The organism is Moraxella bovoculi 237, from assembly GCF_000696305.2.
GTDB classification, from domain to species: Bacteria; Pseudomonadota; Gammaproteobacteria; order Pseudomonadales; family Moraxellaceae; genus Moraxella; species Moraxella bovoculi.
The window spans coordinates 36,393-62,266 of record NZ_AOMT01000022.1 but is presented as its reverse complement, the minus strand read 5'-3'; the positions used below and the strand labels follow the sequence as shown (position 1 = coordinate 62,266).

Genomic DNA, 25,874 nt, shown 5'->3' with positions numbered 1-25,874 from the left:
TATTTTGGTCACATTGTCTTTTTATAATCTTGTCACCTTCTTTTTATTATGGGTTTTTTATGAATCGATCTAAATTTGCTCGCAGTTTACTTCCTTTAATGCTACTTGGCAGCGTGTTCGCTCATGCCGACAACACCGTCAAAGTCCCAGCCATCTTGGCGGGTCATGCCATACAACCTGCGCAAACTTTCGTACAAGCACCAAAAGATGCACCCAATTCGCTCAGATACAGCGGCAAACACACCACCGCTACACGTACCGAAGCGCTTGGCTCAATCATGGGTAAATCCGCCGGTCGTCCGACAGGCATCACCCTTCCTTTTGATGATCAGCCCATCCAAGGTCATTCAGGCATTCAGCGTATGCCAGATGGGACTTTTTGGATTTTAACGGATAATGGTGCTGGCGCAAAAGCCAATTCGCCTGATTTTATGCTGCATTTGTCACAATACGACATTGATTTTAATGATGGTCAATTCCACAAAAAACAAACCATCTTCTTGCATGACCTCGACAAAAAAGTCCCGTTTCACATCACTAACGAGACCACTCAGAGTCGCTATTTGACGGGTGCTGACTTTGACCCAGAGAGCTTTCAGATTATTGGCGATACCTTATGGATTGGTGATGAATTCGGCCCTTATCTGATTAAAGCGGACCTAACAGGCAAAGTGCTTGGAGTGTTTGAGAGTAAGCTTGGCGACACACCATTAATCTCGCCAGACCATCACAGTGTTCGTACACCTAACACTCCAAAGGACACCGTTAGCTTTAATGTCAAGCGCTCCAAAGGCTATGAAGGCATGGCAAACGATGGCAAATATCTATACCCAATGCTCGAAGGCGTGCTATGGGACTCAGCAAGTCAAGAATACCAAAGTAAAGACGGAAAGCCATATCTGAACATTCTACAATTCGACACACAGACGCAGTCATGGACGGATAAGGTGTGGTATTACCCACTAGAAGATGCCGCTCATGCCATTGGTGATTTTAACATGATTGACGATGAGCGCGCCTTAGTCATCGAGCGTGACGATGGTGAAGGCGTCATTGAATATGCCTGCAAGGATGGCGCGGACAAGACGACTTGCTTTGACAAATTACCCAAATTCAAGCGAGTGTATCTGATCAAATTCAACGATACTAATGCAGGTAATTTCGTCCAAAAATTAGGCTATATTGATTTATTAGACATCAAAGATCCCAACAGCATCGCCAAGACACCACACAGCCAAGGTCGCTTCCAATTTCCATTCTTCACCATCGAGAATGTGGACATCGTCGATGGCGAGCATATCGTCGTTGGCAATGACAACAACCTACCCTTCTCAAGCAGCCGATCGCCCAACGTCGCTGATGACAACGAGCTCATACTGCTGCACGTACCAGAGCTTCTAAAACTAGGAAAATAACAACAAAAACCACTCAAAAATGAGTGGTTTTTTAATTTGTATTTCTCTTACGATTAAAATTCAATTGAGCTATTTTCACCCAAACTATCAGCAATTTTTCCACCGCCAACTGCCGCTGCGGTCATCTTGAACATATTTACAATGGCGTTTCCACTTAGCCAATATTGAGCGCCATTAGGAATAACTTTAATCAATTGAACGTTCTTATCCTCTTTGCCGTTTTCAAAAAATGCATTGTAAACCGCAGACCAAAGTTCTTCTAACTTAGCAGGATCATTAATCAACTGGGCTTTACCATTAATTGACAGATAATCTTTGGCATTATTTGATGTATAGGCAAGGTTGACCTGTGGGTTATTTTTTATGTCCTTAACGGTTTCGGTTCTAGCATCACCAATAAACCAAATTTCCTTTGTTTCTAAATTAAAATCGCTGGTCGTCATTGGGCAAGCGTGCAAATGACCCTCTGAAGTTACTGTAGTTAGCATGGCAAATTTCACATCTTTTACCATGTCATTGATTGTTTTTAATTGCTCGTTGCGATTTTGATTGGTCATACTTAATCCCTTTTTGAGTTAAAGTTGTGTTGTGATTGGTACAGCGCATCATTCACGCTAAATCCACTTTATCAAAAGCAGCAGTCAATTAGTGTAATTTTATGTGAAGTTTGGTATTGGTTTGTAACTCTCCAAAATAGACTTTGAAGAGCTAAACGCCAATTCAGTCATTATAAAAATCATTCGCCTTAAACAACAAAGCAAGCAGCGCTGCATAACAAAAAATACTGATCAGCGCCAAATACATCAAATTCACCGCACTGCGCTCAGGGCTAACAAAGCCAGACAGTGGGTTAAGGTTCGCCGCCTGTCCCCAGAACACATAATTCACCAGCAGCTGTAAAACAAAACCAACAAGACAAATGCGCCCGAGCAAACGCTCAACCTGATAGGGATGCTTTCTTACGATGTACATTCCTGCCGTCAATACAATCGCATAAACCACCAAAGAAATCAGATAAATCATCGCACACCCCTTTAAATGTTACATGTTTAGCAATAATTATAAGGTATTTTAGTGTAGCGGTTAAGTATTTTTGCTGGGTTTTTTCAGTCATTTTATGATGGAGTGTTGGGAAAACATCAAAGATACGCTACACTATCCAAAAACATCCCACCTCCATTCTCATGCCAAAAATTTACTTCACCATTTTAATTCTAAGCTTAATATTTAGCATTCGCGCTGCCCATTCGCTGACATTAATACAAACACACCAAAGCGATCCGACCGCCTTCACGCAAGGGTTTGAATACATGGGCGATGATCGGGCAGTCTTGGCGACAGGGCTGTATGGGCGGTCCAGCATAGGCATTCTGAATGTCAAAACAGGCGAATACACCATCAAGGACACTCTGCCGCGGGCATTTTTTGGCGAAGGCATCACGCAGACCCCTTATGGGATTTGGCAATTAACTTGGCGAGCGAATGTCGCTTTTTTACGAGATGCTGATGATTTTGCCATCTTAGATACCGCCTATTACAGGGGCGAGGGCTGGGGTCTCGCCTATCGCGCTGATCAAGACATTATCTATATGTCAAATGGCTCATCAATGATCACAGTACGAGACGCCAAAACCTTTAAAATAAAATCACGCATCAACGTCCGCCATCAAGGCGCGAACATCGACCAATTAAACGAGCTTGAATTTGCCAACGGCTTTATCTATGCCGATATCTGGCAAAGCAATCTGATCGCCAAGATCGACCCTAATACTGGTAAAGTCGTTAAATTTTATGATCTTAGCGACCTATTGGCGAATGCCGACATCAGCGACCACGACCGTCAAAACATGGACGTGCTCAACGGCATCGCCCACATTGAGAGTAATCGCTTCTACGTCACAGGGAAATTTTACCCGATGATATTTGAAGTGACACTTGATTAGCCAATAAAAAAGCAGACCGTGAAGTCTGCTTTTTTGGTTAGGTTGATTAATTTAACCGTAGCTTATCAAACGTCAATACCCCATTTTCTACCCCCACCGAAATGGTATCGCCTGCGACAAACTCACCTGCTAGGAGTTTTTGGGCAAGGGGATTTTCAATCTCTTGGACAATGGCACGTTTGAGCGGTCTTGCCCCAAACACAGGGTCGTACCCCACCGACACCAGCTCATTCATCGCTTCGTCTGATAAGACAAGACCAAGCTCACGCTCTTTTAGTCTGGCTCTTAGGCGGTCAAGCTGAATGGACGCAATGCCTGCCATTTGCGACTGCGCAAGCGGATGAAAGACCACAATCTCATCAATACGGTTGATAAACTCGGGGCGAAAATGAGCGTTCACCGACTCCATGACCGCCGATTTTATCTCTTCGTACTCGTCCCCTGCCATGTCAAAGATTTTATGACTGCCAAGGTTTGATGTCATGATAATCACGGTGTTTTTAAAGTCCACCACACGCCCCTGAGAGTCGGTCAAACGCCCGTCATCTAAGACTTGTAGTAGGATATTAAACACATCAGGGTGAGCCTTTTCCACTTCGTCAAATAGCACCACACTATACGGCTTACGGCGAACCGCTTCGGTCAAAACACCCCCTTCTTCATAGCCAACATAGCCGGGGGGAGCTCCCACCAGACGACTCACGCTGTGCTTTTCCATAAACTCGCTCATGTCAATTCGTACCATGGCCGTCTCGTCATCAAACAAGAAATTGGCAAGCGATTTGGTAAGCTCAGTTTTACCCACGCCTGTCGGACCTAAAAATAGGAACGAGCCACTTGGGCGGTTGGGGTCGGACAGCCCTGCACGGCTACGGCGGACGGCATTGGCAACCGATTTGACCGCTTCGTCTTGACCGACCACACGCTCATGCAAAATCGTCTCCATGCCAAGCATCTTATCACGCTCGCCTTGCATCATCTTGGCAACAGGAATGCCTGTGGCGTGCGACACCACTTCGGCAATCTCATTGTCCGTTACCTTGTTTCTTAGGAGCTTTGGCGTGCCTGTGTCATCATGCTGTTCATCGGCAAGCTGTTTTTGCAAATTAGGAATAATCTCATATTGCAAACGCCCTGCCTGCTCCCAGTTGCTCTCACGTTGGGCTTTTTCTAGGGCAATGCGTGCCTTATCAAGCTCAATTTGGGCGTGCTTGGTGCCTTCTACTAGGGCTTTCTCGCTTTTCCAAATCTCTTCTAAGTCATTGTATTCTTTGGTTAATTCGTCAATTTGGGTTTGCAACTGCTTAACCTGTGCAAGGCTACCTGTATCGTCTTCTTTTTTGACAGTTTCTAACTGCATTTTTAATTGAATGATACGTCTTTCAAGCTTGTCAAGACTTTCAGGCTTGCTGTCAAGCTCCATTTTTATGCGAGACGCTGCTTCATCAATCAAATCAATCGCCTTATCAGGGAGCTTACGGTCAGTGATGTAGCGGTGCGACATTTTGGCGGCGGCGATGATGGCACTATCAAGGATTTTGACCCCGTGATGTAGCTCATACCGTTCTTTTAGCCCACGCAAAATAGCAATGGTATCCTCTACGCTTGGCTCGTCCACCAGCACCTTTTGAAAACGTCTCTCCAAGGCAGGGTCTTTTTCAATGTATTGGCGGTATTCATCAAGGGTTGTCGCCCCCACACAGCGTAACTCGCCACGGGCTAGGGCAGGTTTTAGCATATTGCCTGCGTCCATTGCCCCACTGGTCTTGCCTGCCCCCACCATGGTGTGTAGCTCGTCAATAAATAGGATAATGTTGCCGTCTTGTTTGGCAAGGTCATTTAGCACGCCTTTTAGGCGCTCTTCAAACTCGCCATGATATTTCGCCCCTGCGATGAGCGAACCCATGTCAAGCGATAGCACTTCTTTATTTTTTAGGCTTTCAGGTACTTCGCCATTGACGATACGGCTTGCCAAGCCTTCGACAATGGCGGTTTTACCCACCCCCGGCTCACCTATTAAAACGGGGTTGTTTTTGGTGCGTCTTGACAAAACTTGAACAGTACGGCGAATCTCATCGTCCCGCCCGATGACAGGGTCAAGTTTGCCGTCACGGGCTCTATCGGTGAGATTGACGGTGTATTTTTCTAGGGCGTGTCTGGTGTCTTCGGCATTTTGAGTGTTCACGGTATCTCCCCCACGGATATGATTAATGATAGCTTGTAATTTTTGGGTATCTACGCCTGCATCTGTCAAGACTTTTTTGGTGTCGCCTGTCTGACTTAGGGCGAACAGCACCCATTCGCTTGGCACAAAGCTGTCGCCTGCCTTGGTGGCGAATTTATCGGCAAGGTTTAGCACCTGTGCCAAATCAGGAGCAAGATTCGCTTGACCTGTGGGCGTGGATAAGGTCGCCAAATCGTCTAATTTTTTGGCGGTGTCATGATTTAGCCTGTTGATGTCCGCCCCTGCTTGGCTTAGCATGGCGACATTGCTCTCATCTTGGAGCATGACGGACAATACGTGCATGGCAAAAATCGCTGTATTATCACGCCCCACCGCTAGGGATTGGGCGGATTGCAGAGTTTTTTGGGCTTTTTGGGTGAGTTTATCAAAATTCATGTTTTACCTTTTTTCGTTTATTTTTTGCATTTGGGAAAAGTTTTTCCCGCTTGTCAAATATATGCTTGACAAATGCAAAATTTTCAATAACAAAAAATTATCTAAACCATAAAATTTCTATAAACTATTGATTTTTATATAAATTTATAAATTTTTAAAAATCCCTTGTAATTTTTACACCCATTCCCATATAGGTTTTGTTACTTTAACTCAACTCAAAACATGAATTGCTTCTGCCAAAGTTAAGAAGCAATGAATTAGGAGAACTACATGACTCGTCTAGCCCTACATACCGTTGATACCGCCCCCGAAAAAGCCAAAGAGCGTGTTGAAGCGGTACAAAAAGCCAACGGCTTTATTCCAAATCTTATCGGCGTACTTGCCAACTCACCGCAAGCCCTTGAAATGTATCAAGAAGTGAGTAAACTAAACAGCAAAAACTCGCTGACTGACGAAGAGATTGAAGTCATCCAAATCACCGCTGCTGTTCATAACGGCTGTGATTTTTGTGTGGCAGGACACACCAAGATCGCCGAAGTTCGCCTACAAATGTCGCCTGAGGTCGTAGAAGCCCTGCGTACTCGCACGGGCATTGACGAAAACGCCAAATATCAAGCCCTAGCCCAGTTCACCATGCAACTTATCGACAAACGTGGTCAAGTCTCTGACGAAGAGCTAGAAGCCTTTAAATCAGCCGGCTACAATGACCAAAATGTCCTAGATGTCATCATGGGCGTGGCACTGTCCACTCTGTGCAACTACGCTAACACCGTTGCCAAGACTGACATCAACCCAGAGCTGGCTGCCTTTGGCCCAAACCGTTAATTCATTGATTTATCAATACATTTAACTAAAAAAATAAACCTGCTCATTGGCAGGTTTATTTTTTGTGTACTTTTAGTCGAATACGACAGTCTTATTACCATCGACGATGATGTGATCTTCTAGATGCCATCTGACAGCGCGCGCCAATACATCACGCTCGATATCACGCCCGATCTCACGAAGCTCAGGCACACTATAAGCATGGCTCACACGCTGCACGCCCTGCTCAATGATGGGGCCTTTATCCAGTTCGCTCGTCACATAGCGCGCGGTAGCACCGATGAGCTTCACCCCTTTATCAAATGCTTGCTTATATGGATTGGCGCCCACAAAGGCAGGTAAGAACGAATGATGAATATTAATCACTCTACCCGCCCAAGTATCGACGAATTTTGAGCTTAGGATCTGCATATAACGCGCCAAGACCAAAAGATCATTACCCTGCATCACCTCAGTGATCTTATCATAGGTTGATTCTTTGTCGTCTTTATTGATAGGAAGGCGCAGCGACAGTGCGCACGAAAGTCTCAGACAATGTGGCTTTTTTATTTGCTAAATCTTCTAAATGAAACTCTACACGCATGAAATATTTACCGCCACAAGCCTTGTTCGTGTGCTAATCCAATGAAACGATATTCGCCCCATGATGATACAAAAATCCCGATACCGCCTGCACGATGCCAGAACGATCCTGACAAGTCACCAACAGACGCACGAGATTGTCATCACATTCAAAACAATTCGTCATAATTACTCTATTTTTTGGCTATGTTAATCATAAAAATAAAATTAGGTTTGGCAAATACCAAACCTAATCCTTGGAAAAATCTCATCACATTTCACGCTCAGTGCGGATGAAAAAGCTCAAAATGATAAACCAGCGCCAAGCCGATCGCCCACACTAATGCCTGAAAGATTAGCACGAAGCGTTTTTGACCTTGGTTAGCATTCACCATTTTATTACCTGTCTTGATGCTGATAAAATCAGCCAGCACCGACAGCACCCCGCACAGCGCGAACGCATGATAGGCATAGCCATTATTCTGAGTGATGCTAATTGCAATCGCCATCACGCCAATAAAGAACAAAGTCAAAGACAGCACATTGGCAAAACGCTTATTCATAAAAATCCTTTTATCGCTCGCTTATCCTAACAATAGCGCATCATCCGCCACTTTCTCACCACGCGTGCGCTCAAACATATCCAATAGATCCTGAACCATCATGCCGCGACGCTCTTCACCTGAGACATCAAGCACGACCTGACCTTGGTGCAGCATGACTGTGCGCGTACCATGAGTCAGCGCCTGTTGCATGGAGTGAGTTACCATCATCGTGGTTAGTTTGTTGTCATTGACGATCTTATCGGTCAAATCAAGCACGAAAGCCGCTGTCTTTGGGTCAAGTGCAGCGGTGTGCTCATCCAAAAGAAGAATCTTCGAAGGCTGTAAGCTTGCCATTAGCAGGCTCACCGCTTGACGCTGACCACCTGATAACAAGCCCATGCGGTCGGTCAGACGATTCTCAAGACCGAGCTTTAGCACGGATAATTTTTCGCGGAAAATATCACGGTTCTGACCATTTAGCGCGCCTTTTAGGGTGCGAGGATTACCACGTTTGAAGGCAAGCGCCATATTCTCTTCGATGGTTAGTGCTTCACACGTACCCGCCATTGGATCCTGGAACACTCTTGCAACCAGATGGCTGCGCTTATGTGTTGGTCGATTGGTCACATCAACACCATCGATCACCACAGAACCACTATCAGGGCGAATCGCCCCGCTCACAGTATTTAAGAAGGTGGATTTACCTGCACCGTTGGTGCCGATGACGGTCACAAACTCGCCCTCAGCGATGTTTAAACTAATGCCGCGCAAAGCTGGGTTCTCAATCGGTGTGCCTTTATTGAACGTTAAACGTAAGTCACTTGCTTGCATCATAAGAATTTTCTCCGTTAACATTCATTTATTGGATTGATTTTTTACCAAATTTTGCAAACAGTCTGGCACGAAACTTAGGCAACATGAGCACAATCACCACAAGCAATGCCGTGACAAGGTTCAAATCTTGTGGCCCAAAGCCAATGCTACGCAGTGTCTGGCTAGATAACGCAATCTGAATGAACAGCTTATAAAGCACCGCACCAATTATCACTGATAAGGTAATCCAAAAAGTACGCTTCGCGGTCAGCACAGTCTCACCAATGATGACCGCAGCCAGACCAATGACGATCGTACCAATACCAATCGACACATCGGCACCGCCTTGAGTCTGTACACGAATAACGCACCCGACAGCGCAATCAGGCCATTACTGATCGCGATACCAAGCACGATCATCCATGAGGTGTTAATGCCTTGCGCTTGTGCCATCTTGGTGTTAGAACCTGTGGCGCGCATGGCAAGACCTGTCTGGGTGCTAAAGAACCAATCCAAGAACAGCTTAGCAATCACCACCACACCCAGCGCCACAAGCACTCGCACCCACACGCCATTACTGCCTTGGATGAACGGCGCAAATACGGTCGGCTCACCCAAGAGCGATAGGTTTGGCGCGCCCATGATGCGCAAATTCACCGAATACAATGCTGTCATCACAAGGATGCCCGACAACAGATGCAAAATGCCTAATTTGACGTTTAATAATGCCGTGACTGTTCCTGCTGCCGCACCGGCAAACATCCCTAGGATACAAGCCATCCAAGGATTGATGCCCGAGACGATGGCAAGCGCTGCCACCGCGCCGCCCAAAGGAAAGCTGCCGTCAGCGGTCAAATCTGGAAAATCCAAAATTCGAAAAGAAATCAGCACGCCAAGCGCCATCAGCGCATAAATCAAGCCACTTTCTAACGCCCCAAAAAAGGCAATCATCGACATAAAAACGCCCCTAAACTAAATAAAAACACACACCACGAGCGTCTTCGGGCGTGTGTTCTTTAAAAAACGTGCAATATTTTACCATTTTACGACATATTTTTGTATGTTAAATTTATCAGATGCACGAATGACTTGTCCATCATGTCACGCATCGTCATACAAAAATATTATTCAACAACTTTCTGCGCGCGATCAATGATAGATTGTGGCACGGTGATGCCTTGTTCAGCTGCGTATTTTTTGCTAACGAACAGATCTAGCTTTTGGGCTGCATATACAGGGATGTCGCCTGCTTTTTCACCTTTTAGGATGCGCGCTGTGATTTTACCTGTCTCACGTCCTAGGTCTAGATAGTTTACGCCCAGCGCCACAGCAGCACCACGCTCAACCGTGCTTGGCTCAGATGACAAAAGTGGAATCTTAGCTTCTTTGGCAACTTGAGCCAATGCTTCATAAGCGGTGATGACGTTATTGTCAGTTGAGGTGTAGATCACATCAACTTTACCCACCAGACTTTGGGTTGCCATGGCGACGTCGCTTGATTTTTGGGCAGGTGCTTCAACGATATTAATGCCTTGATTGCTTGTGATGGCTTTTAGGTTTTTAAGAGTTACGGTTGAGTTGACTTCACCTGGGCTATATACAAAGCCGATGTTCTTAACGTTAGGCAGTAGTTCTTTGATCAGATCAACTTGTGGCTCAAGTGGCAATACGTCTGATGCGCCAGTTACGTTCGTGCCAGAACCGTCTAGTTTTGGCACAAGCTTGGCTTCAACTGGCTCTGTCACCGCTGAGAAAATCACAGGAATGTCGCTCGTGCCTGATACAACTGCTTGCGCTGATGGTGTAGCGATGGCAATGATGGCATCGGGATTATCCGCAACGAACTGCTTAGCGATCTGACCTGCTGTTGCCATGTTACCTTGGGCTGATTGGAAGTTGATGGTTAGGTTCTCACCTTCTTTATAACCTGCCGCACCAAGCTCTTCGATGGCACCTTGACGCACCGCATCTAAGGCAGGATGTTCAACAATGGCAGTGATGGCGACAGTTTTTGCATCTGCTTTGGCATCAGGTGCAGCTGCCTTGTCATCATTACCGCAGCCAAACAATGCCGCACTTAATAAAGTTACGCCCAATAATTTAGAAAATCCATTAATACGATTTGGGTTGAACATCTCCATCTCCATAGCTTTGCCCACTTGGGCTGTTAATCAAAAAGTGATTCATGATAAACAAAATATCACGAAATTTCAATCATCGATCAGCAAAATCACTCGTAAAGCAGCTAAGGCGACGAACATTTGTTAAAAAAACCTACAATCCGCCGCCAGCTCATGGATGTCTTAGTGTGAACGTGGTGTCGCATCCACGTCGATCGCGTCTTTCTTAACTTCATCGGTAAGAGTCACGCCTTGATCGACAGCATGTTTTGGGCTGATGTACAGTGTTAGTGTGTTCATGACTTCAGGCGTGATGTCTGCTGGGTTTTTTCCATCTAGGATGCCTGCGACCAGCTTAGCGGTCGTCACCCCAAAATCAAAGTCATTCACGCCCAAGGCAGCCGTTGCGCCGCGACGTACTGAGAATTCATCGGACGCAATGATCGGCAAATCAAGCTCATTAGCCACCTGCACCATCGCTTCCATCGCTGACGCGACGTTATTATCCAAAGACGTATAGATAAGATCAGCACGTCCATCTAATGCGCGTGTCGCACTTGCCACGTCAGCAGAGCGGTTGGCAGGAATGTCCACCAAGCTCATGCCATACTTAGGCAGAATCTTGATCAATTGATCTTTTAGAGCGACCGAATTCGCCTCACCTGGGCTATAGACATAGCCGATACGCTTGGCATCAGGCTTAACTTTAGTGAACAGCTCAATCTGTGGCTCGAGTGGTAGCTGGCTTGATAGGCCTGTGATATTCGCCTGTGTGGCGACGTTGTTGTTATCGATCAGCTTAGCCGCGACAGGGTCTGACACAGCAGTATATACCAAAGGAATGGTTTGAGTGGCAGCAGCCAGACTCTGCGCGGTTGGCGTAGAGATAGCGACGATCGCATCAGGATTCTCGGAGGCGAACTGCTTGGCGATTTGGCTTGCGGTTGCCATGTTGCCTTGAGCTGATTGGAAATTGACGGTTAGATTCTGACCATCTTTATAGCCCAAATCCGCCAAGCCTGAGACGATGCCACGACGAATATCATCCAACGAAGGATGCTCAACGATGGCAGAGATGGCGATGGTTTTGGGTTGTTTGGTGTTGTCTTGGGTGGTTTTGTCCGCTGCGGCTGGTTGGGCGGTTGTTTTTTCTTGATTGCAGCCAGCCAAAGCGAGAGCTGTTAATGCAATGGCTGATAATTGCAGTTTAAAAGTTTGCATCTTTTTCTCCAAAAGGAATCTGCCTAGGCAAATTCGACACTATGAAATTATTCCGTTGTGCTAATACGTTTTGACAAACTGCCATTTTATCATATTATTAAGACAATTTTAAAAACACCCATAAAAAATCCCGAATATTATTCGGGATTTTTGGCATTGCTAAATCAATAAGTGTCGTTGCTCTCAACGATTGTCAGTTCGACATTCTCATCAGCAACCGACTGTTGAGCCGGTGCAGGTGCAGGATCTGGCTCAGCTTGCTTCTGTGGTCGTGCAGCTTGACTCGGTGCAACCGGTTCAGCCTTAGGACGTGCCTGCTCTTGGGTTCTTTGGCGCGGCGTCTCTTTCTTTGGTGCTTCTGCTTGATCGCGTGGTAGTGACTCAGGACGAGATTGGGTGCGTGGCTCTGCTTGAGCTGGACGCTGCTGTGGCTGTTCTTGATGAACCGTTTGGGTAGGTCTTGCTGTTGGCGCCGTCTCTTCACGCTCTTGGATGCGTGGTGCAGCGATCGGTTGGACAGGCTCTAGGCGTACAGCTGGGGCATTTTGTGCATTGGCGTGCGATTCACCTGCCATGCCATGAACAGCCGCCACCAAAGTCTTAGCCACCAGACTTAGCACCGCGTTATCGGTACCGATGACTGCTTTATTATCCTCGATGGTATATGCAAAGTCCTTGGCAATCAGGCGGTTACCACCGACCAATGCAGCACCTGCCTCTGCCGCCTGCTCATCAAGCTCAGTCAGACCATTATTCTTGAATGTGCTGTTGGCGTAAGCGATGTCTTGAGCTGGCAGTGTAAAATGCACGTCAGCACGGCACGTCGCACCCGATGCAGTGACATTCTGCAGATTGATGTCCACGCCAGTGAGCTTTTGGCGAACCTGCTGCTCAAGTCCTAGGCGCGTCGCATCATCATAACCTTGCACTTCAAGTAGTGCGCTGTCAAGCAGACCAACCTGCAATGAATCCACCAAGCGATTGCGCAGGCTTGGCTCATCACATACCGCTTGAATCTCTTGGATGACAGGCTCTGCCACCACGATGTCCGCCTCTTGAGCGTTGTTTGGTTCTTCGTTTTTGGTACAAGCGGTCAAAGCAAGCGCCACCACAGAGGCGCCCACCGCATATTTTACTGCGCTTAGTGTTTTCATAGAATACCCGAATCTTTAAATTTAAGCATGGAGCTGGGCAAGTCTGCAAGCATCTTGGCATTTTTATGATAAAATAACGCATCAATCGCCCAACAAAATTGTCGGCATTATATCACAGCTATTGTCACTTTTTAAGCAAGCAACAAAGCAAAAGTATGCCTGCTTAACAGTTATCCAATTATTTTTTATTCATTTTTACAAAATACTACCAAATCATGACAATTCAATCAGCCAATTTGCACCACTCTGATCGCAATTTTGACCCCATCGCCGATCATTTCGCCAAAAAAGTCTATGGCGGTTTAAAAGGACAGATCCGCCTTGCCGTCCTTGAGCGTGACATCAGCCAAATGTTAAGTGCGCTGGCTGGCACGTTAAATCGTCCGCTTAGAATACTGGATGTGGGCGCAGGACTTGCCCAAATCAGTCTAAATCTCGCCAAACATCATCACTGCACGATCAATGACATCTCTGCCAACATGATCGATAAGGCAAAACAAAGCTCTGCCGACCAAGGCCTAAATGACATTCGCTTTATCGTCTGTCCTTATCAAGAGCTGCCATCTGCCATTCAGGGTGAGAAATTTGACCTCATCTTATGCCATGCAGTATTGGAGTGGCTCGGGGAGCCTGAGCAAATCATGGATTTTTTTGATGAATTTTTGGTGGATGGTGGCGCGCTGTCTTTGTGTTTTTATAATCCTGCCAGTTTGATTTATCGTAATTTGGTGATGGGTAATTTTTATCAGCTGGACAAACCAAAACCCGCTGACAACAAGTCTCTCACCCCGAATAATCCTGTCAGTAGCGATGACGTTGAATCATGGCTATCCGCTCGCCATTATCATATAAAAGCACGCTCTGGCATTCGCGTGTTTTCCGATTATGCACCCTTAAAGCGCGGCGGTCTGAACAACCCTGATGACGTCATCGCGATGGAGCTGAAATACTCAACGCAGCTGCCATTTCGCCTAATGGGGCGATATCTGCACATCATCGCCACCAAATTTACTAAGACAGATACCGACCAAGCACAGCATTGACCGCGCTTTCGGTGCGAAGTATGCGCTGTCCTAGCCCTAACGCTGTCACACCAACCGACGCCAACAGCTCAATCTCATAAGGGATGAATCCGCCCTCAGCGCCAATGACGATCAAGTCTGGCAACCCATGCACTTGACTGTATGCATAAAAGTTCTCATCCGCATAAGGATGACACACCACCGCACGATCTCGTATCAGGCTGGGTAATTCATCCTGCACAAAGGGCTTAAAACGCTTCGCTAGAGTAATCTTCGGTGCGATGGTGTCCACACCCTGCTGCAACCCTTCTTGGACAAATTCATCTAGGCGCGCCAATAATGGCGACCCCCAATAGCTCTTATCGGTTCGATAGCTGTTCACCAGCACGATATGGTTCACACCTATGGCAGTCATGTCCATGATTAGGCGTCTTAGCACCTTAGGACGCGGCAAAGCAAGCACGAGCGTCACACCTAGCTTTGTCGGAGGCGGTGCATCAAGGCGCACTTCCCTTAACACAACTTTATCATCAATAAAGTCAATCACACCCGTACCAAGCTGTCCGCCCAACTCGCCAATCTTTAAGGTATCGCCAACATCTGCATTTAGCACGTGCTTGATGTGTTCGACTTGGGCGGCATCTTGCATCATAGCTGTCTGACCATCGATGTCATGAGCACTTAGTAATAATACATTCATCTTACACCTGCCAATATGTCAAGCAGAACCTGAGTTTGCTTATCAGCGGCGTGCTGCTTATCCATCACAAGATCCCTGCCGGCTTGACCGGCCTTGACCGCTAAGTCCTTATCGAATAACCATTTGCTTAAGGCTTTGGCAATATCATCCACAGAATCATCCGTCTGTACTAGTGCGCCAACGCCTGATAATTCTTGCACCAATATCTCACAGTTCTTGGTATACCGACCCATAACCACAGGCCTGCCAAGGCTCGCAGGTTCGATTGGGTTGTGTCCGCCTTTATCCACCAAAGACCCCGCCACGAGCGCAACATCAGCCACCTGATACCACCCTAGCAGCTCGCCCATACTATCCGCTAGATATACTTGGGTGTCATAATGGATGGTGTCATTCTTTGAGCGTCTTTTTGTGTTAAATCCCATCTCATCGCACAGGCGCGCAACTTCATCAAATCTCTCAGGATGTCTAGGCACCAAGATCAACAAAGCTGATGCATTCATCGCCATCAGCTCCTGAAACACCTGTAGCACCAAACGTTCCTCGCCTTCATGGGTGCTGGCGGCGATCCATATGGGTCTGCGCCCGTCCTTATGATCACTTAGCTGCCAAGTGTTCGCCTCGGCTGCCAGCTCGTCATGCTTATCATCAAGCTGACCAAAGCTAGACCATTTTAAAGAGTCAATCACAACAACCTTATCATCCGATGCGCCAAGCTGTCGGAATCTCTTAGCAGATTCTTCATCTTGGGCGATGATGGCGCTAAGGTTTGCCATCATGCTACGGCTTAATTTGCTGAATCTGGCATAGCCTTCATAGGATTTTTGGGTCAGTCGTGCATTCACCATGACACTAGGAATGTCTTGCTGGCTTAGCTCATGTAGCATCGTCGCCCACAGCTCAGTCTCAATAAATATCGCCATCACAGGACAGACATGATTGATGAATCTCTGCACAACAGCTAAGTTATCCACAGGCACGAAGCTATGATTGACTACCACGCCCAGCTTATCTGCGAACAACTGCGATACACGATTAAATCCCGTCTGCGTGGTACTCGTAATCCATAGTTTAAACCCTTGATTTATTAGGTTTTTTAATAGTGGGTAAGCGGTGTTTAGCTCGCCAAGACTCACCGCATGACACCAGATGACACCTCTTGAAAAGTCTTGATTGATGGCATCCGAACCAGACTTATCCACAGCCTTATCAACAATAGTTTGCGATGAACCATTTGGCACAGGTTGATAATGTTCGCCAAAACGCTCATTCAACTCTCTATCCAAAGTCGGCAAATGGCGTGATTTTTTTTTGACCATCTGGCGGTAAATCGGCATGGCAAGACGTATGGCGATGGGGTAATAAATGGGCGGCTTCATTATGTTATTCATTCTACTGTAAACCATGTCATTGTAAAAGAAACTTCACCAATAAGCAAAAAATATACGGCAAGAATGACCTGCCGTATATTTTAAATGAGTCTCGCTGGCTTATCATGCATTAATGATGCTGCTCAGCGACTCTAGAACGTTCTTAGATTTTACGAATTTTTGCAGATTTGTGAGTGCTTCTTTTACCATAGCCTTATCAGTTTCGCCAAGCGTGTACCAACGCGACAGTGACGACACCATACGCGCTGCCAATGTTGGGTTCAATGCGTCCAGTGATGCTATCGCGGTCAAAAATAGCTCAATGCCTTCTTTTGTCCATAGCTGGGTTGGTTTGGCTGCTAAGCCCAGCAGTGTGCTACGGACTCGGTTTGGTGTATTCCAATCATAATCCTCTCTGGTCATGAGCTGCTTAATGAATCGTACATCACGACTGTCAGCGCGCGCCTGCACACTAAACCATGAATCAATCACCAAATCTTCATCGCTAAATCGATCATAAAAATCAGCCACATAATCATCACTGCGCGCCAAATCAAACTCGACCATCGCGGACAGCGCGCCTAAGCGCTCACTCATGCAGCTGGCATTGTCATACTGCGCATATGCCCAGTCTTCTGCCTCTGCCACACTTGCCGCTAGGGCGATGTTTAGCAGGACATTTCTTAGTTGACGACGTCCTCTCGCTTCAGGCTCATCTTGATAAGTCTCAATAGGCAGTGCCTGATACCAATCACCAACGAAGTCTTTTAGGCTTGCCGCGATTGATTGTTTAAGAGCGTCGCGTTTTTGCTTGACGAGTGTCGGCTGATAATTCGACTCGTAAGCTGCCGCAAGCTCTTGCTCACTTGGTATGTCAAACAGACGCGCCGCCAGCATGGCATCCGTTTTCATAAGCTCAGGGATGACCTTGGGCAGAGTTTGGGTTAGTAGTGATACATTATCAGATTTGCCAAGCAATAGGCGATTGACCAATGTCTGCAGCGCCTGCCAACGGTTAAACCCTTCAGTCTCAAAAGCCACCAACTTCACCAGATCTTCATCACTATATTCAAAGTCAAGCTTCACAGGCGCAGAGAAATTGCGCAGCACTGAGACAATCGGACGCGCACCCGATGATAAGTTAATGTCTTCAAAGACAAAACTGTCGCGCTCTTTGGTCAATAACAGCATTTTTTGCGCCAATAATTTACCAGTATTGCCATCAAAAATCGCTGTATCCACAGGGATTGGTAATGCAGCAGGTGCATCATAGCCAGCCACATGGCGAGTTTTTTGGGATAGATTGACAATCACACGACTGTCATTCACCACAAAGCCACCCGACACCTCGGGCGTGCCAGGCTGACGATACCAAGCCAAAAAGTCGAGCACTCTTTCATCGCCGATTGATAGCGCTGATAAGAAATCCTCAATCGTCACTGCTTGCCCATCATGGCGACGAAAGTACTCATCCGTGCCTTGGCGATATTTATCCTTGCCCAGCAGATTCGCGATCATGCGTACAATCTCTGCGCCTTTTTCGTAGATGGTCAAGGTGTAGAAGTTATTAATCTCCACAAAGCTCTCGGGGCGCACAGGGTGCGATAATGGACCTGCATCTTCAACGAACTGATGCGCGCGCAATACAGCAACATCTTCGATGCGCTGCACAGCCTTTGAGCGAAAATCGCCCGAGAAACTCTGATCTCGAAATACAGTCAAGCCCTCTTTGAGACAAAGCTGAAACCAATCACGACACGTCACGCGATTACCCGTCCAGTTATGAAAATATTCATGCGCAATGACAGACTTCACCTGAAAAATTCGCTCATCCGTGGTCGTCTCGGGACTGGCAAGCACGCATGATGTATTAAAGATATTTAAGCCCTTATTCTCCATCGCACCCATGTTAAACTGACCTGTCGCCACAATCATATAGCGATCTAGATCATACGCACAGCCGTAATTATCCTCATCCCACTTCATCGAATCCTTAAGCGCCTGCATGGCAATGTGGCACTTATCCAAATCATGCTTGGTGGCGTAGATTTCTAGTAGTACTTCGCGACCTTCACTGGTCGTATAATGATCCTGCATGACCTCAAGATTAGCGATCACACAGGCGAACAGATAGCTTGGCTTTAGCGTAGGATCGTGCCAGATGCTATAATGACGATCACCCAGCTCACCACTTTCAATTAAGTTTCCGTTGGCAAGTAAAGTTTTGTATTTTTTGTCAGCCTCCACGCGAGTGGTAAATTCAGCCAACACATCAGGGCGGTCAGGATAGAAGGTAATTTTGCGAAAACCCTCAGGCTCACACTGTGTGACGAACATCACCTCATCGCCCGTACCCGCTTGATACAAGCCTTCTAGTTCGGTATTGGTCTGCGGCCAGATTTTTACCGAAGTCTCAATCATCGCCTCATCAGGCAACTCATGGATAATCAGCTGCTCATCGTCCAAACTGTATTGGTCATCAGACAATGGCGCACCATCTACTGATATCTCTAATAGCTCAAGTCCGCGACCCAATAGTACAAGCTTACCATCATGTTCACGCTTTACGGATAAGCGAGCATCCACGGTGGCATGATCATCATACAGCTTAATGTCAAGGTTAATGGCCGTCACCTGATAAGCAGGTGGCGTATAATCTTTAAGATAAACTTTGGTCAAGGCGTTGTCAGTCATCATAAACTCCATCATCAAAATCCCACCATACTACCAAAAATCCAACACCAAAAAAAGCCTTCATTGTTATTATTTTATTAATCACTACGATCAATTTTATCTTTAAGATCAGCACCTAACAGCAATACAAATCCATGCCAATCACCAACCACCACAAAAAAGTCACTTGTAAAATTTTCTTAACTTTGTCATCATAAGCATACCATTTTAAACATTCATTCACATTGGAGTTACCATGTCATCACGCATTAAGGCAGCCCTATTGGGCGCAGCCATCATTGCACTAACTGCAGGCTGTGCCAACAAGCCAAAAAGCCAAGAAGTTCTCGTTGCCCCTATCAGCATCTCAGGCTATACTGGTCCTGCCTATCATGGCGGCAAACTTGTTAATAACAGCGATGAAATCAAAGCTGTCGCTGCCAACTTGCAAGGCGTGGTGTATTTTGACTTTGATTCAGATGCCATCCGCACTTCTGCCGCACAAACATTAAACGCCCAAGCTGACTTTTTGAAAGCCAATAGCGGTGCTCGCGTGCTGATCGCAGGTCATACTGACGAGCGCGGTTCACGTGAATATAACATCTCACTGGGCGAGCGTCGCGCTGCTGCGGTGCGTGCTTACCTAGCTGCTCAAGGCGTCAATCCTTCACACATTGAGATCATAAGCTTTGGTGAAGAGCGCCCTGTAGCTGTGGGCACTGGTGAAGCCAATTGGTCACAGAACCGCCGCGCTGAATTGTCTTACTAAGTTAAAGTAACAACAAATAAACCCAAGAGATTATCTTGGGTTTATTCTATTGCACAAAGTGCATTTCTTAGAATGCCAAAAAAACAGCCCGAATTAACGGGCTGTTTTTTATCAAAAAGTCTGATTAGAAGCGGTAAGTTGCACCAACTTTGACGATTGGGAACCAGTTTGCATAGTCTTTAGCTTCGATGTCACGCTCTGCTTGAGCGGCTAGAGCATTCGCTCTTGCTTGAGAAGCCTCTGTGCCATCGCCACTTGCGGTGATATTAGCATCTGCTTTACCTAGATAGGTAGCACCCACTTCACCAAATACACCCCAGTTATTGCCGATGTTTGGACGGAAGCCAACGGTCAAATAAGGCGCTAATTTGTTGCGGTGCTCAAGGGTACCTTTCAAAGTGCCAACTTCATTTTGATCATAATCCACACCACCGATACGATAAGTACCATTGCTACTTGGATTAGCACGTACTTTGATTTCGTTATCAGGGACAATCACACCTGCACCAACGGTAAACCAGTTCGCCGCTGGACGAAGCTGTACGCCCAAGTATGGGTTAGAAAAATCAGTCTCTACTTGGTAGTTTACGCCATTAGCATCGAAGTTATCGTTGATGGCTTCTGCGATGTTACCACCAGCCCAACCGGCTTGCAGTTCAACGCGATCGTTGGCAGCCCAAGCGATGTTAGCACCGTAGCCTAACGAACCTACTTCTAGGCTCACTGCTGCAGGGTTGGTTGCAGTTTTAAAGAATGTCTTGGTGCCATCCACCAAAGTTGTACCAGTATCGGTCACAATATTTGCCATCGCGCTGGTTGATAGCAGTACAGCTGCACCAAACATTGATAGTTTAAGGGTTTTCATAGATTTCTCCTAAAATACAAACCATGTAAGCCTAACTTATTTAAGCTTACATTTAGCGTGTTGCTTGTTGTGAGTTTATTTAAAACGATTTTAGCGAATTTGTCCAGAGATGTTATTGATGGTTTTGTATAGTTTTGTATAGCTTTGTATGATTTATAATCAGTGTTGTACGCAGTCGGGTAACAAAAGCCAAATCACTTACATAAGCTATACAAAGCTCATAATGCTCAAGCCTACCGCGATCGCTATCAGAAAATTATATTTTTTATAACCCAATAAGCCTTTATTTAAAATTCAACCAATCAAAAAATCTATTCTTAATAATTATCGCCTATATTTCGTACATCATACCAACGTGTCGGACGAATGGTGCGAAGTATTTGTATGGCAAGCGAGTTATTCTCAGCATTGGACTCATCAAAATCATTCATATCAACGCCATCAATATTCAATCGATCATCCGCACTTGGGCGCAATAATTGCCAAGACATCACGCCGCTATGGGCATTTACCATCGCGCCTGCCGTCCAGCCGCCTTGAATGATGGGTGATATCAATGCACTTTGATTATTGATTGGTACATCATTCTGATTGGAGAGTAACGACGTATCGCGCGAGCACACACCAAATGGCAAACAATAAGTCTGTAGCTGACTTATCGTGTCAGACGGGCAAGTCTTAGGCTGAATCACACTTAACTGATACATACCATGCACGCCGCGCTTAGATGAGCGTTTGGATGTTGGTACAACAACCCCTGCGCCCATAACAGTCACCGCATCATTGCCGTTAATCTGAAGCTTATGATACCAGCCTGCAGAATGTGCGATGGATCTTTGTGATGGTGCGCTTGCAGGGCTGATGGGTTCGAGCTGATTTTTTGAGATGGTAGAATAACGCTTACGATTGATCAATCCTTTATCAAAGATGCCATAAACATGATTTGGCTTGCCATCTACGATACTTTGATCATTTGAAGCGACGGTTATCAGCGCAAATCGCTTAGCGTCCATTTGTGCAGCGTAATCGCCAGAGGGGTAAATGCTGACGATGGGTTTTTGATAAAAATGGGCGCGATTTTTATCAAATATCGGCAAGTTGTTATTATTGACATGAAAGATACGCATTGCTTGCGCATTCATAAAATCAGCACCGACATCAATACGAAAAATTTGCCCGCCCAAATCTGCGGCATAGACATGGTCAAACATACCATCGCGCTGTCGATCCACCAAGGTCAGCTCACCGCCGAAGCTGTGGCGCATGTCTTGAAGATTCAAGCTGTCATTTTGCCATTTGGCTATTTTCTGACCAGTTACTGCATCGATAACATAAATGACGGCACCATTCGCGGCAGACTTTTGGCAACTCGCTACATTGTTCTCATAGCAGCCATCCACGCCGCCACCAAAGACAAATACCGCACGGCTCTGATCCGTCTGTCTAATATATCCCAAAGAAATGGGCGCATGAATATAGCTTAGACGATCGAAGCTAGCATTTGGTGCGATGTCATAGAGCACCTTGGGCGAACCGCCTTTGGTGACATCAGTTACATCCAATGCCATCATTCCTGAGGCACTCCGACCAAAACCACCAATTGCAATTAGTCTTGATTTATCATCCGTGCGCACCTCATGCAGCGACCATTGCGCATCCACACCAAGTTGCGCACCAAGAATTCGGCGAGGCATGTACGCCATGATTTGCCCACCTGTCGACGCATCCACCATGCGCAGCACGCCCAATGAATCACCATAGATCATCACACCTGTAGGCGCATGAATGCTCGGCGGGTAGATAACCGCACCAATCGGTACGGTGGACGAATCAATACCGACAGCGCGCCTGATGTGTTGCAATTCATCATCTGTATAGCCTGATGGCAAATTGACACTGTCGGGGGACACCTTGATAAGCTTGTTGCTACTTTTATCAGCAGACATCCACAAATGACCATCCGACTTATGCCGCGACAGCATGCCTTTAGCGCCAAATTGATCAAAGTTCGCGCCCACCGCCCAAAGGTCAGCACTCAAAAATACGGACCCATTACGATAAATGGGTAGATTATTTCTATCCATAATAACGCCTGATTGGGTTCGATATTTTAGAAGATTGCCCTGCGGACCATATTTTGTAGGATACACTGTAGTGACATAGGCATGATTGTCATGCGTCATCATACTGGTTAGTGACGGAGCGCTCAGACAAGATTCATCCGCCAATACACTTTGGGTGAATAACTGCGCCCAACTCGTCGAGATGCCAAAGATCATTATCAAGACCGCCAAACTAGCCTTAACAAGCCGATTATTCATAACCATAATAAAACTCCTGCACCAACATCTGATGCATGACACCTTCATCCGTAAGACATCGCTTGACTTGCATCGGCTCGCCAGTACAGCTGGCACCTATCTGTCGCTCAGCTGCAAACGCATGCATCGTAAGATGATAATTGGTCAAATCAACACCATCCACCATCTGCAAATCATCCAATGGCACACCTGATGGCACATGACTAAAATCATCCGCATCGCCCGTACTTGCACGCAAAGACAGCCAAAGCAATACTTGATTATCTTGGCATGTCATGGAAGCAGGCGCTATCACCATTCTAGATGGCACAAAATTACCCCGACCTAACGCTAGGTCATAGCATAAATGCGCAATCACAAGGTTGTCATCGCTTGGTAGATTCTGATGGTAAGAGATAAGCTTATCAAGCATGCCTTGATCGACGGTTAATATCCATCCATCTTTTACCATCGCCAATGGCGCATCTGCCGCCACAAACAGCTCATTTGCTTTACCTGTGGTAAAAGACAATCGTGCATCATTAAGGCTTTGGCGAATGGCTAACGCAGAGATACCGACAACCAACAGCACTGCCACCAGTACAATTAACAGCACAAACCCGCCCTCTTGCCTGCGATACCCATATCTCATGGTGCATCTCCTGCATACTTGGCATTTCTTAGGGCGATACTTATCTGATGGAGCTGTCTGTCGTAATTGGCGACGCCCTCGCTTACATGAACCATCGTGCCAAATACATCAAACGATTGTGCTGGTGCCTCACCATCAGACAATGGCGTTACCGAACGGCTCAGCAGTGCCAGATTGATCGTCACAATCGGTTCTTGTATTTTTGATTTTTGATAATCTGCTATGGTCATCAGGCGAATACCGTCGGGCATTTGGACGCCCAATTGCACCCACAATCCCTCCACGTGACTCGCCATGATTGCACCTTGCCTGCCCAGTCCGTATACGACATTAGCCTTTTTGGTATCTTTGGCATCAGCGTCGATGATGGCATTAATGTAGCTTGTTGAACTTTGGGAGAATTTACGATCTCTTGTGCTGTCGCGCTTAATACTCTCAGGCGCAAACCGAGCGGCATCACAGCGTAGATTCATCACACCATCATCTGCCTGCACAAAATACCGCTCTATCACCACTTGCCCATCCACCTGCGCCATCTCGCCACCCTTTAGACGCACACGTCTAGGGCCTAGCGCAATATCACCCTCGCAGTCCCACATGTCCTGCGGTGCACGATAGATGATGGTAAGCTGTTCAGATGGGATATTGATCCGATTGACTCGGCTTGCCCTAGATGCGCCTGTCAGATAGCGGTCGATGTTGTTAGGGGTTTCTTGTCTTGAAAGCTGATCTGCATCAATCAGCACGCCCATAGGATTCGGACGATCTAGCACCGAGCCATCAATACCCAACCCAGCTAAGCGCACATTACTAATCATATTGGGCAACACAAAGGACTGATGATTAATCTCTTCGGCAGCGCGCTCTTGGCTTATCGCTGTGCGCATGCTTAATATGTATAATTGCCCTGCCATCAATGCAATCACCACACCAATGAATAGTGCCACCATCATCTCAATTAAGGTAAATCCACGCGCATGCTTCATCTAGTACACCACCATGGTCATGCACGTCGCACCTGGGTTGATGCTGCCATTTGCATTCATACAACCATCAGCGGCAATACGTGCAGGTGTCTCGCCCCACGCTGCGATGAGACATCGCTGATTATCACATGGTAAGATATTAAGACGAATGCCGTGCACGGCGGCAGCCTTGGCGATCTGCAATCCTTGATGTCGAATAAACATCTCTTCGCTACAGCTCTTGACATGACATGGCAGGCTCACCGCTAGGATGGATTTTTGATAATGGTTCATCTGATCAATCCCTGCGCCTTGGTTTAAGTGATTGAGCAGTCGCTCGTGCCCATCTCGAGCATCGTCCGACACATCTCTTAACAACTCTGCCTGAGCACTCATCGCTGATACTGCATGTGCGCGCATGGTAGCGCTTTGGCTTTGGTGCAGTGATTTCATTTGCACCATCAAAAAGCCAAGCACTACCATAGACAGAATCAATATCGCCACCAACACCTCAATTAGACTAAAGCCCTTCTGCGCGCGCATCATCCCTCCTTGGTCTGTAGCAGCGACATCTGTGCCGTACCATGTGCGACACACACTGCGATGATTCTTGTATCTGGGGAATGTCGCATGATTGTACCTGCAGCCGCTTGAATCGTCGTACCCGTGGTCGCCACGTCATCAAATAATATCAGCTGCCTGACAGGCGGCGCATCATTTAACACAAAAGCATCTTGAATATTGTCAAGTCGCGCCTGCCGATTCAGACCTCGCTGACGATTACTGTCAGCGATACGACCCAAGCCCTGCCAGATCGACAACCCCCAATGGTGCGCCAGCCATTTGGCGAGCACCATCACAGGATGAAAACCACGCTTGACCAAGCGCTTATCAGTGGTCGGCATGGGGACGATGGCGGTGTTCTTGGCATGACAGCCCACGGGTTTTGGCAATTGGCGCAGCGCATGAATCAATATCATTAACGCAGAGAGGCTCTCATGATCTTTAAATTGATTAAGCGCTTGATTGGTAGGATATTGATAATACGTGGCAAAATATAAATGAAAAAATGAAGGATTGTCAGAGACGCCAGTTAATGCTTTTAGACGAACAGGTGGCAGTCGCCATGTCATTAGTTGATGGCAAGTATCACACAACAGGTGGGTATTAGCCATACTTTTGAACAGTTTAAATCTACCAAGCTTAGCGCGATCATCTTTAGATGCATGGCATACATAAGAATAAACAGGTTCATGACATAAGGCACAAAGGCGATGCCATCTTTGCGCCTGTACTGCCAAAAAATAAGGAGGTACGCGCACCAATGTGGTACGCGCAGAG

General features: G+C 46.6%; 22 protein-coding genes and 2 pseudogenes. 5 read left to right on the top strand and 19 right to left on the bottom strand.

Translation table 11 applies throughout. The annotated features are described in order from the left end of the window. Positions 1–59 precede the first annotated feature (59 nt). Complete coding sequence (locus MBO_RS04930) at positions 60–1,415, top strand: esterase-like activity of phytase family protein (RefSeq protein WP_036364552.1); 1,356 nt, start codon at positions 60–62, stop codon at positions 1,413–1,415. Positions 1,416–1,468: 53 nt separating this feature from the next. Here the strand turns inward: MBO_RS04930 and MBO_RS04925 are convergent, their stop codons facing one another. Together MBO_RS04925 and MBO_RS04920 are read right to left on the bottom strand one after the other, a co-directional pair. Further along, positions 1,469–1,972: a pyridoxamine 5'-phosphate oxidase family protein gene (locus tag MBO_RS04925; RefSeq protein WP_036364549.1), complete on the bottom strand. Its 504-nt coding sequence runs from the start codon at positions 1,970–1,972 to the stop codon at positions 1,469–1,471. Positions 1,973–2,135: 163 nt separating this feature from the next. Continuing rightward, the gene (locus tag MBO_RS04920; RefSeq protein WP_036364546.1) at positions 2,136–2,438 is read right to left on the bottom strand and encodes a hypothetical protein; all 303 of its coding nucleotides are present in this window, start codon (positions 2,436–2,438) and stop codon (positions 2,136–2,138) included. Positions 2,439–2,599: 161 nt separating this feature from the next. Here MBO_RS04920 and MBO_RS04915 point away from each other — a divergent pair, with 161 nt between their 5' ends. Continuing rightward, positions 2,600–3,358 carry a glutaminyl-peptide cyclotransferase gene (locus MBO_RS04915; RefSeq protein ID WP_080702196.1) on the top strand — a complete coding sequence of 253 codons (759 nt, stop codon included), beginning with the start codon at positions 2,600–2,602 and terminating at the stop codon, positions 3,356–3,358. A gap of 46 nt (positions 3,359–3,404) precedes the next feature. On the opposite strand, the gene clpB is transcribed toward MBO_RS04915, so the two are convergent. Then, positions 3,405–5,978, bottom strand: coding sequence for an ATP-dependent chaperone ClpB (gene clpB, locus MBO_RS04910; protein WP_036364543.1), 2,574 nt, complete (start codon positions 5,976–5,978; stop codon positions 3,405–3,407). Positions 5,979–6,248: 270 nt separating this feature from the next. Between clpB and MBO_RS04905 the strand changes: the two genes are divergently transcribed. Beyond that, positions 6,249–6,803: a carboxymuconolactone decarboxylase family protein gene (locus MBO_RS04905; protein WP_036364540.1), complete on the top strand. Its 555-nt coding sequence runs from the start codon at positions 6,249–6,251 to the stop codon at positions 6,801–6,803. Positions 6,804–6,875: 72 nt separating this feature from the next. Here MBO_RS04905 and MBO_RS04900 read toward each other — a convergent pair. The 7 genes and pseudogenes from MBO_RS04900 to MBO_RS04870 form a co-directional block, all read right to left on the bottom strand. Beyond that, a pseudogene (locus MBO_RS04900) lies at positions 6,876–7,551 on the bottom strand (formyltetrahydrofolate deformylase). A gap of 97 nt (positions 7,552–7,648) precedes the next feature. Next, positions 7,649–7,927, bottom strand: a complete 279-nt coding sequence (locus MBO_RS04895) for a hypothetical protein (protein ID WP_036364537.1) — start codon at positions 7,925–7,927, stop codon at positions 7,649–7,651. A 21-nt stretch (positions 7,928–7,948) separates the two neighbouring features. Further along, the gene (locus MBO_RS04890; RefSeq protein ID WP_036364535.1) at positions 7,949–8,743 is read right to left on the bottom strand and encodes an ABC transporter ATP-binding protein; all 795 of its coding nucleotides are present in this window, start codon (positions 8,741–8,743) and stop codon (positions 7,949–7,951) included. 25 nt (positions 8,744–8,768) lie between these two features. Continuing rightward, positions 8,769–9,679: pseudogene (locus MBO_RS04885) on the bottom strand (ABC transporter permease). A gap of 167 nt (positions 9,680–9,846) precedes the next feature. Continuing rightward, positions 9,847–10,857, bottom strand: coding sequence for an ABC transporter substrate-binding protein (locus MBO_RS04880; protein ID WP_036364532.1), 1,011 nt, complete (start codon positions 10,855–10,857; stop codon positions 9,847–9,849). 168 nt (positions 10,858–11,025) lie between these two features. Next, positions 11,026–12,063, bottom strand: a complete 1,038-nt coding sequence (locus tag MBO_RS04875; protein ID WP_036364529.1) for an ABC transporter substrate-binding protein — start codon at positions 12,061–12,063, stop codon at positions 11,026–11,028. Between the two features lie 164 nt (positions 12,064–12,227). Further along, positions 12,228–13,217: a hypothetical protein gene (locus MBO_RS04870; RefSeq protein WP_036364526.1), complete on the bottom strand. Its 990-nt coding sequence runs from the start codon at positions 13,215–13,217 to the stop codon at positions 12,228–12,230. Between the two features lie 215 nt (positions 13,218–13,432). On the opposite strand from MBO_RS04870, the gene MBO_RS04865 reads away from it, so the two are divergent. Then, positions 13,433–14,260 carry a methyltransferase domain-containing protein gene (locus MBO_RS04865; RefSeq protein ID WP_052585311.1) on the top strand — a complete coding sequence of 276 codons (828 nt, stop codon included), beginning with the start codon at positions 13,433–13,435 and terminating at the stop codon, positions 14,258–14,260. Here MBO_RS04865 and MBO_RS04860 read toward each other — a convergent pair. The 3 genes from MBO_RS04860 to pepN all read right to left on the bottom strand — a co-directional run bounded on the left by MBO_RS04860 (position 14,229) and on the right by pepN (position 19,003). Beyond that, a complete protein-coding gene (locus MBO_RS04860) occupies positions 14,229–14,939 on the bottom strand; it encodes a 16S rRNA (uracil(1498)-N(3))-methyltransferase (protein ID WP_036364523.1) in 711 nt (236 codons plus the stop codon). The two genes, MBO_RS04865 and MBO_RS04860, sit on opposite strands and share 32 nt — an antisense overlap. Continuing rightward, a complete protein-coding gene (locus tag MBO_RS04855) occupies positions 14,936–16,330 on the bottom strand; it encodes a 3-deoxy-D-manno-octulosonic acid transferase (RefSeq protein WP_036364520.1) in 1,395 nt (464 codons plus the stop codon). Before MBO_RS04855 ends, MBO_RS04860 begins: the two co-directional genes overlap by 4 nt. Positions 16,331–16,432: 102 nt before the next feature. Next, positions 16,433–19,003: an aminopeptidase N gene (gene pepN, locus MBO_RS04850; protein ID WP_227712671.1), complete on the bottom strand. Its 2,571-nt coding sequence runs from the start codon at positions 19,001–19,003 to the stop codon at positions 16,433–16,435. Positions 19,004–19,238: 235 nt separating this feature from the next. Between pepN and pal the strand changes: the two genes are divergently transcribed. Then, on the top strand, positions 19,239–19,751 hold the full coding sequence (gene pal, locus MBO_RS04845) for a peptidoglycan-associated lipoprotein Pal (protein WP_036364513.1): 513 nt from the start codon (positions 19,239–19,241) through the stop codon (positions 19,749–19,751). Between the two features lie 124 nt (positions 19,752–19,875). Here the strand turns inward: pal and MBO_RS04840 are convergent, their stop codons facing one another. From MBO_RS04840 to MBO_RS04815, 6 genes are all read right to left on the bottom strand, one after another. Further along, the gene (locus MBO_RS04840; protein ID WP_036364511.1) at positions 19,876–20,616 is read right to left on the bottom strand and encodes a hypothetical protein; all 741 of its coding nucleotides are present in this window, start codon (positions 20,614–20,616) and stop codon (positions 19,876–19,878) included. A 317-nt stretch (positions 20,617–20,933) separates the two neighbouring features. After that, positions 20,934–22,943, bottom strand: a complete 2,010-nt coding sequence (locus tag MBO_RS04835; protein WP_227712670.1) for a PilC/PilY family type IV pilus protein — start codon at positions 22,941–22,943, stop codon at positions 20,934–20,936. Next, positions 22,930–23,568: a hypothetical protein gene (locus MBO_RS04830; RefSeq protein WP_036364506.1), complete on the bottom strand. Its 639-nt coding sequence runs from the start codon at positions 23,566–23,568 to the stop codon at positions 22,930–22,932. Before MBO_RS04830 ends, MBO_RS04835 begins: the two co-directional genes overlap by 14 nt. Then, positions 23,565–24,554 carry a PilW family protein gene (locus MBO_RS04825; RefSeq protein WP_036364504.1) on the bottom strand — a complete coding sequence of 330 codons (990 nt, stop codon included), beginning with the start codon at positions 24,552–24,554 and terminating at the stop codon, positions 23,565–23,567. The genes MBO_RS04830 and MBO_RS04825 overlap by 4 nt, the downstream gene beginning before the upstream one ends. Further along, complete coding sequence (locus tag MBO_RS04820) at positions 24,555–25,076, bottom strand: type IV pilus modification PilV family protein (protein WP_036364502.1); 522 nt, start codon at positions 25,074–25,076, stop codon at positions 24,555–24,557. Next, entirely contained in the window at positions 25,076–25,708 is a 633-nt protein-coding gene (locus MBO_RS04815; protein WP_152545102.1) for a ComF family protein, read from the bottom strand. Before MBO_RS04815 ends, MBO_RS04820 begins: the two co-directional genes overlap by 1 nt. Positions 25,709–25,874: the final 166 nt, after the last annotated feature.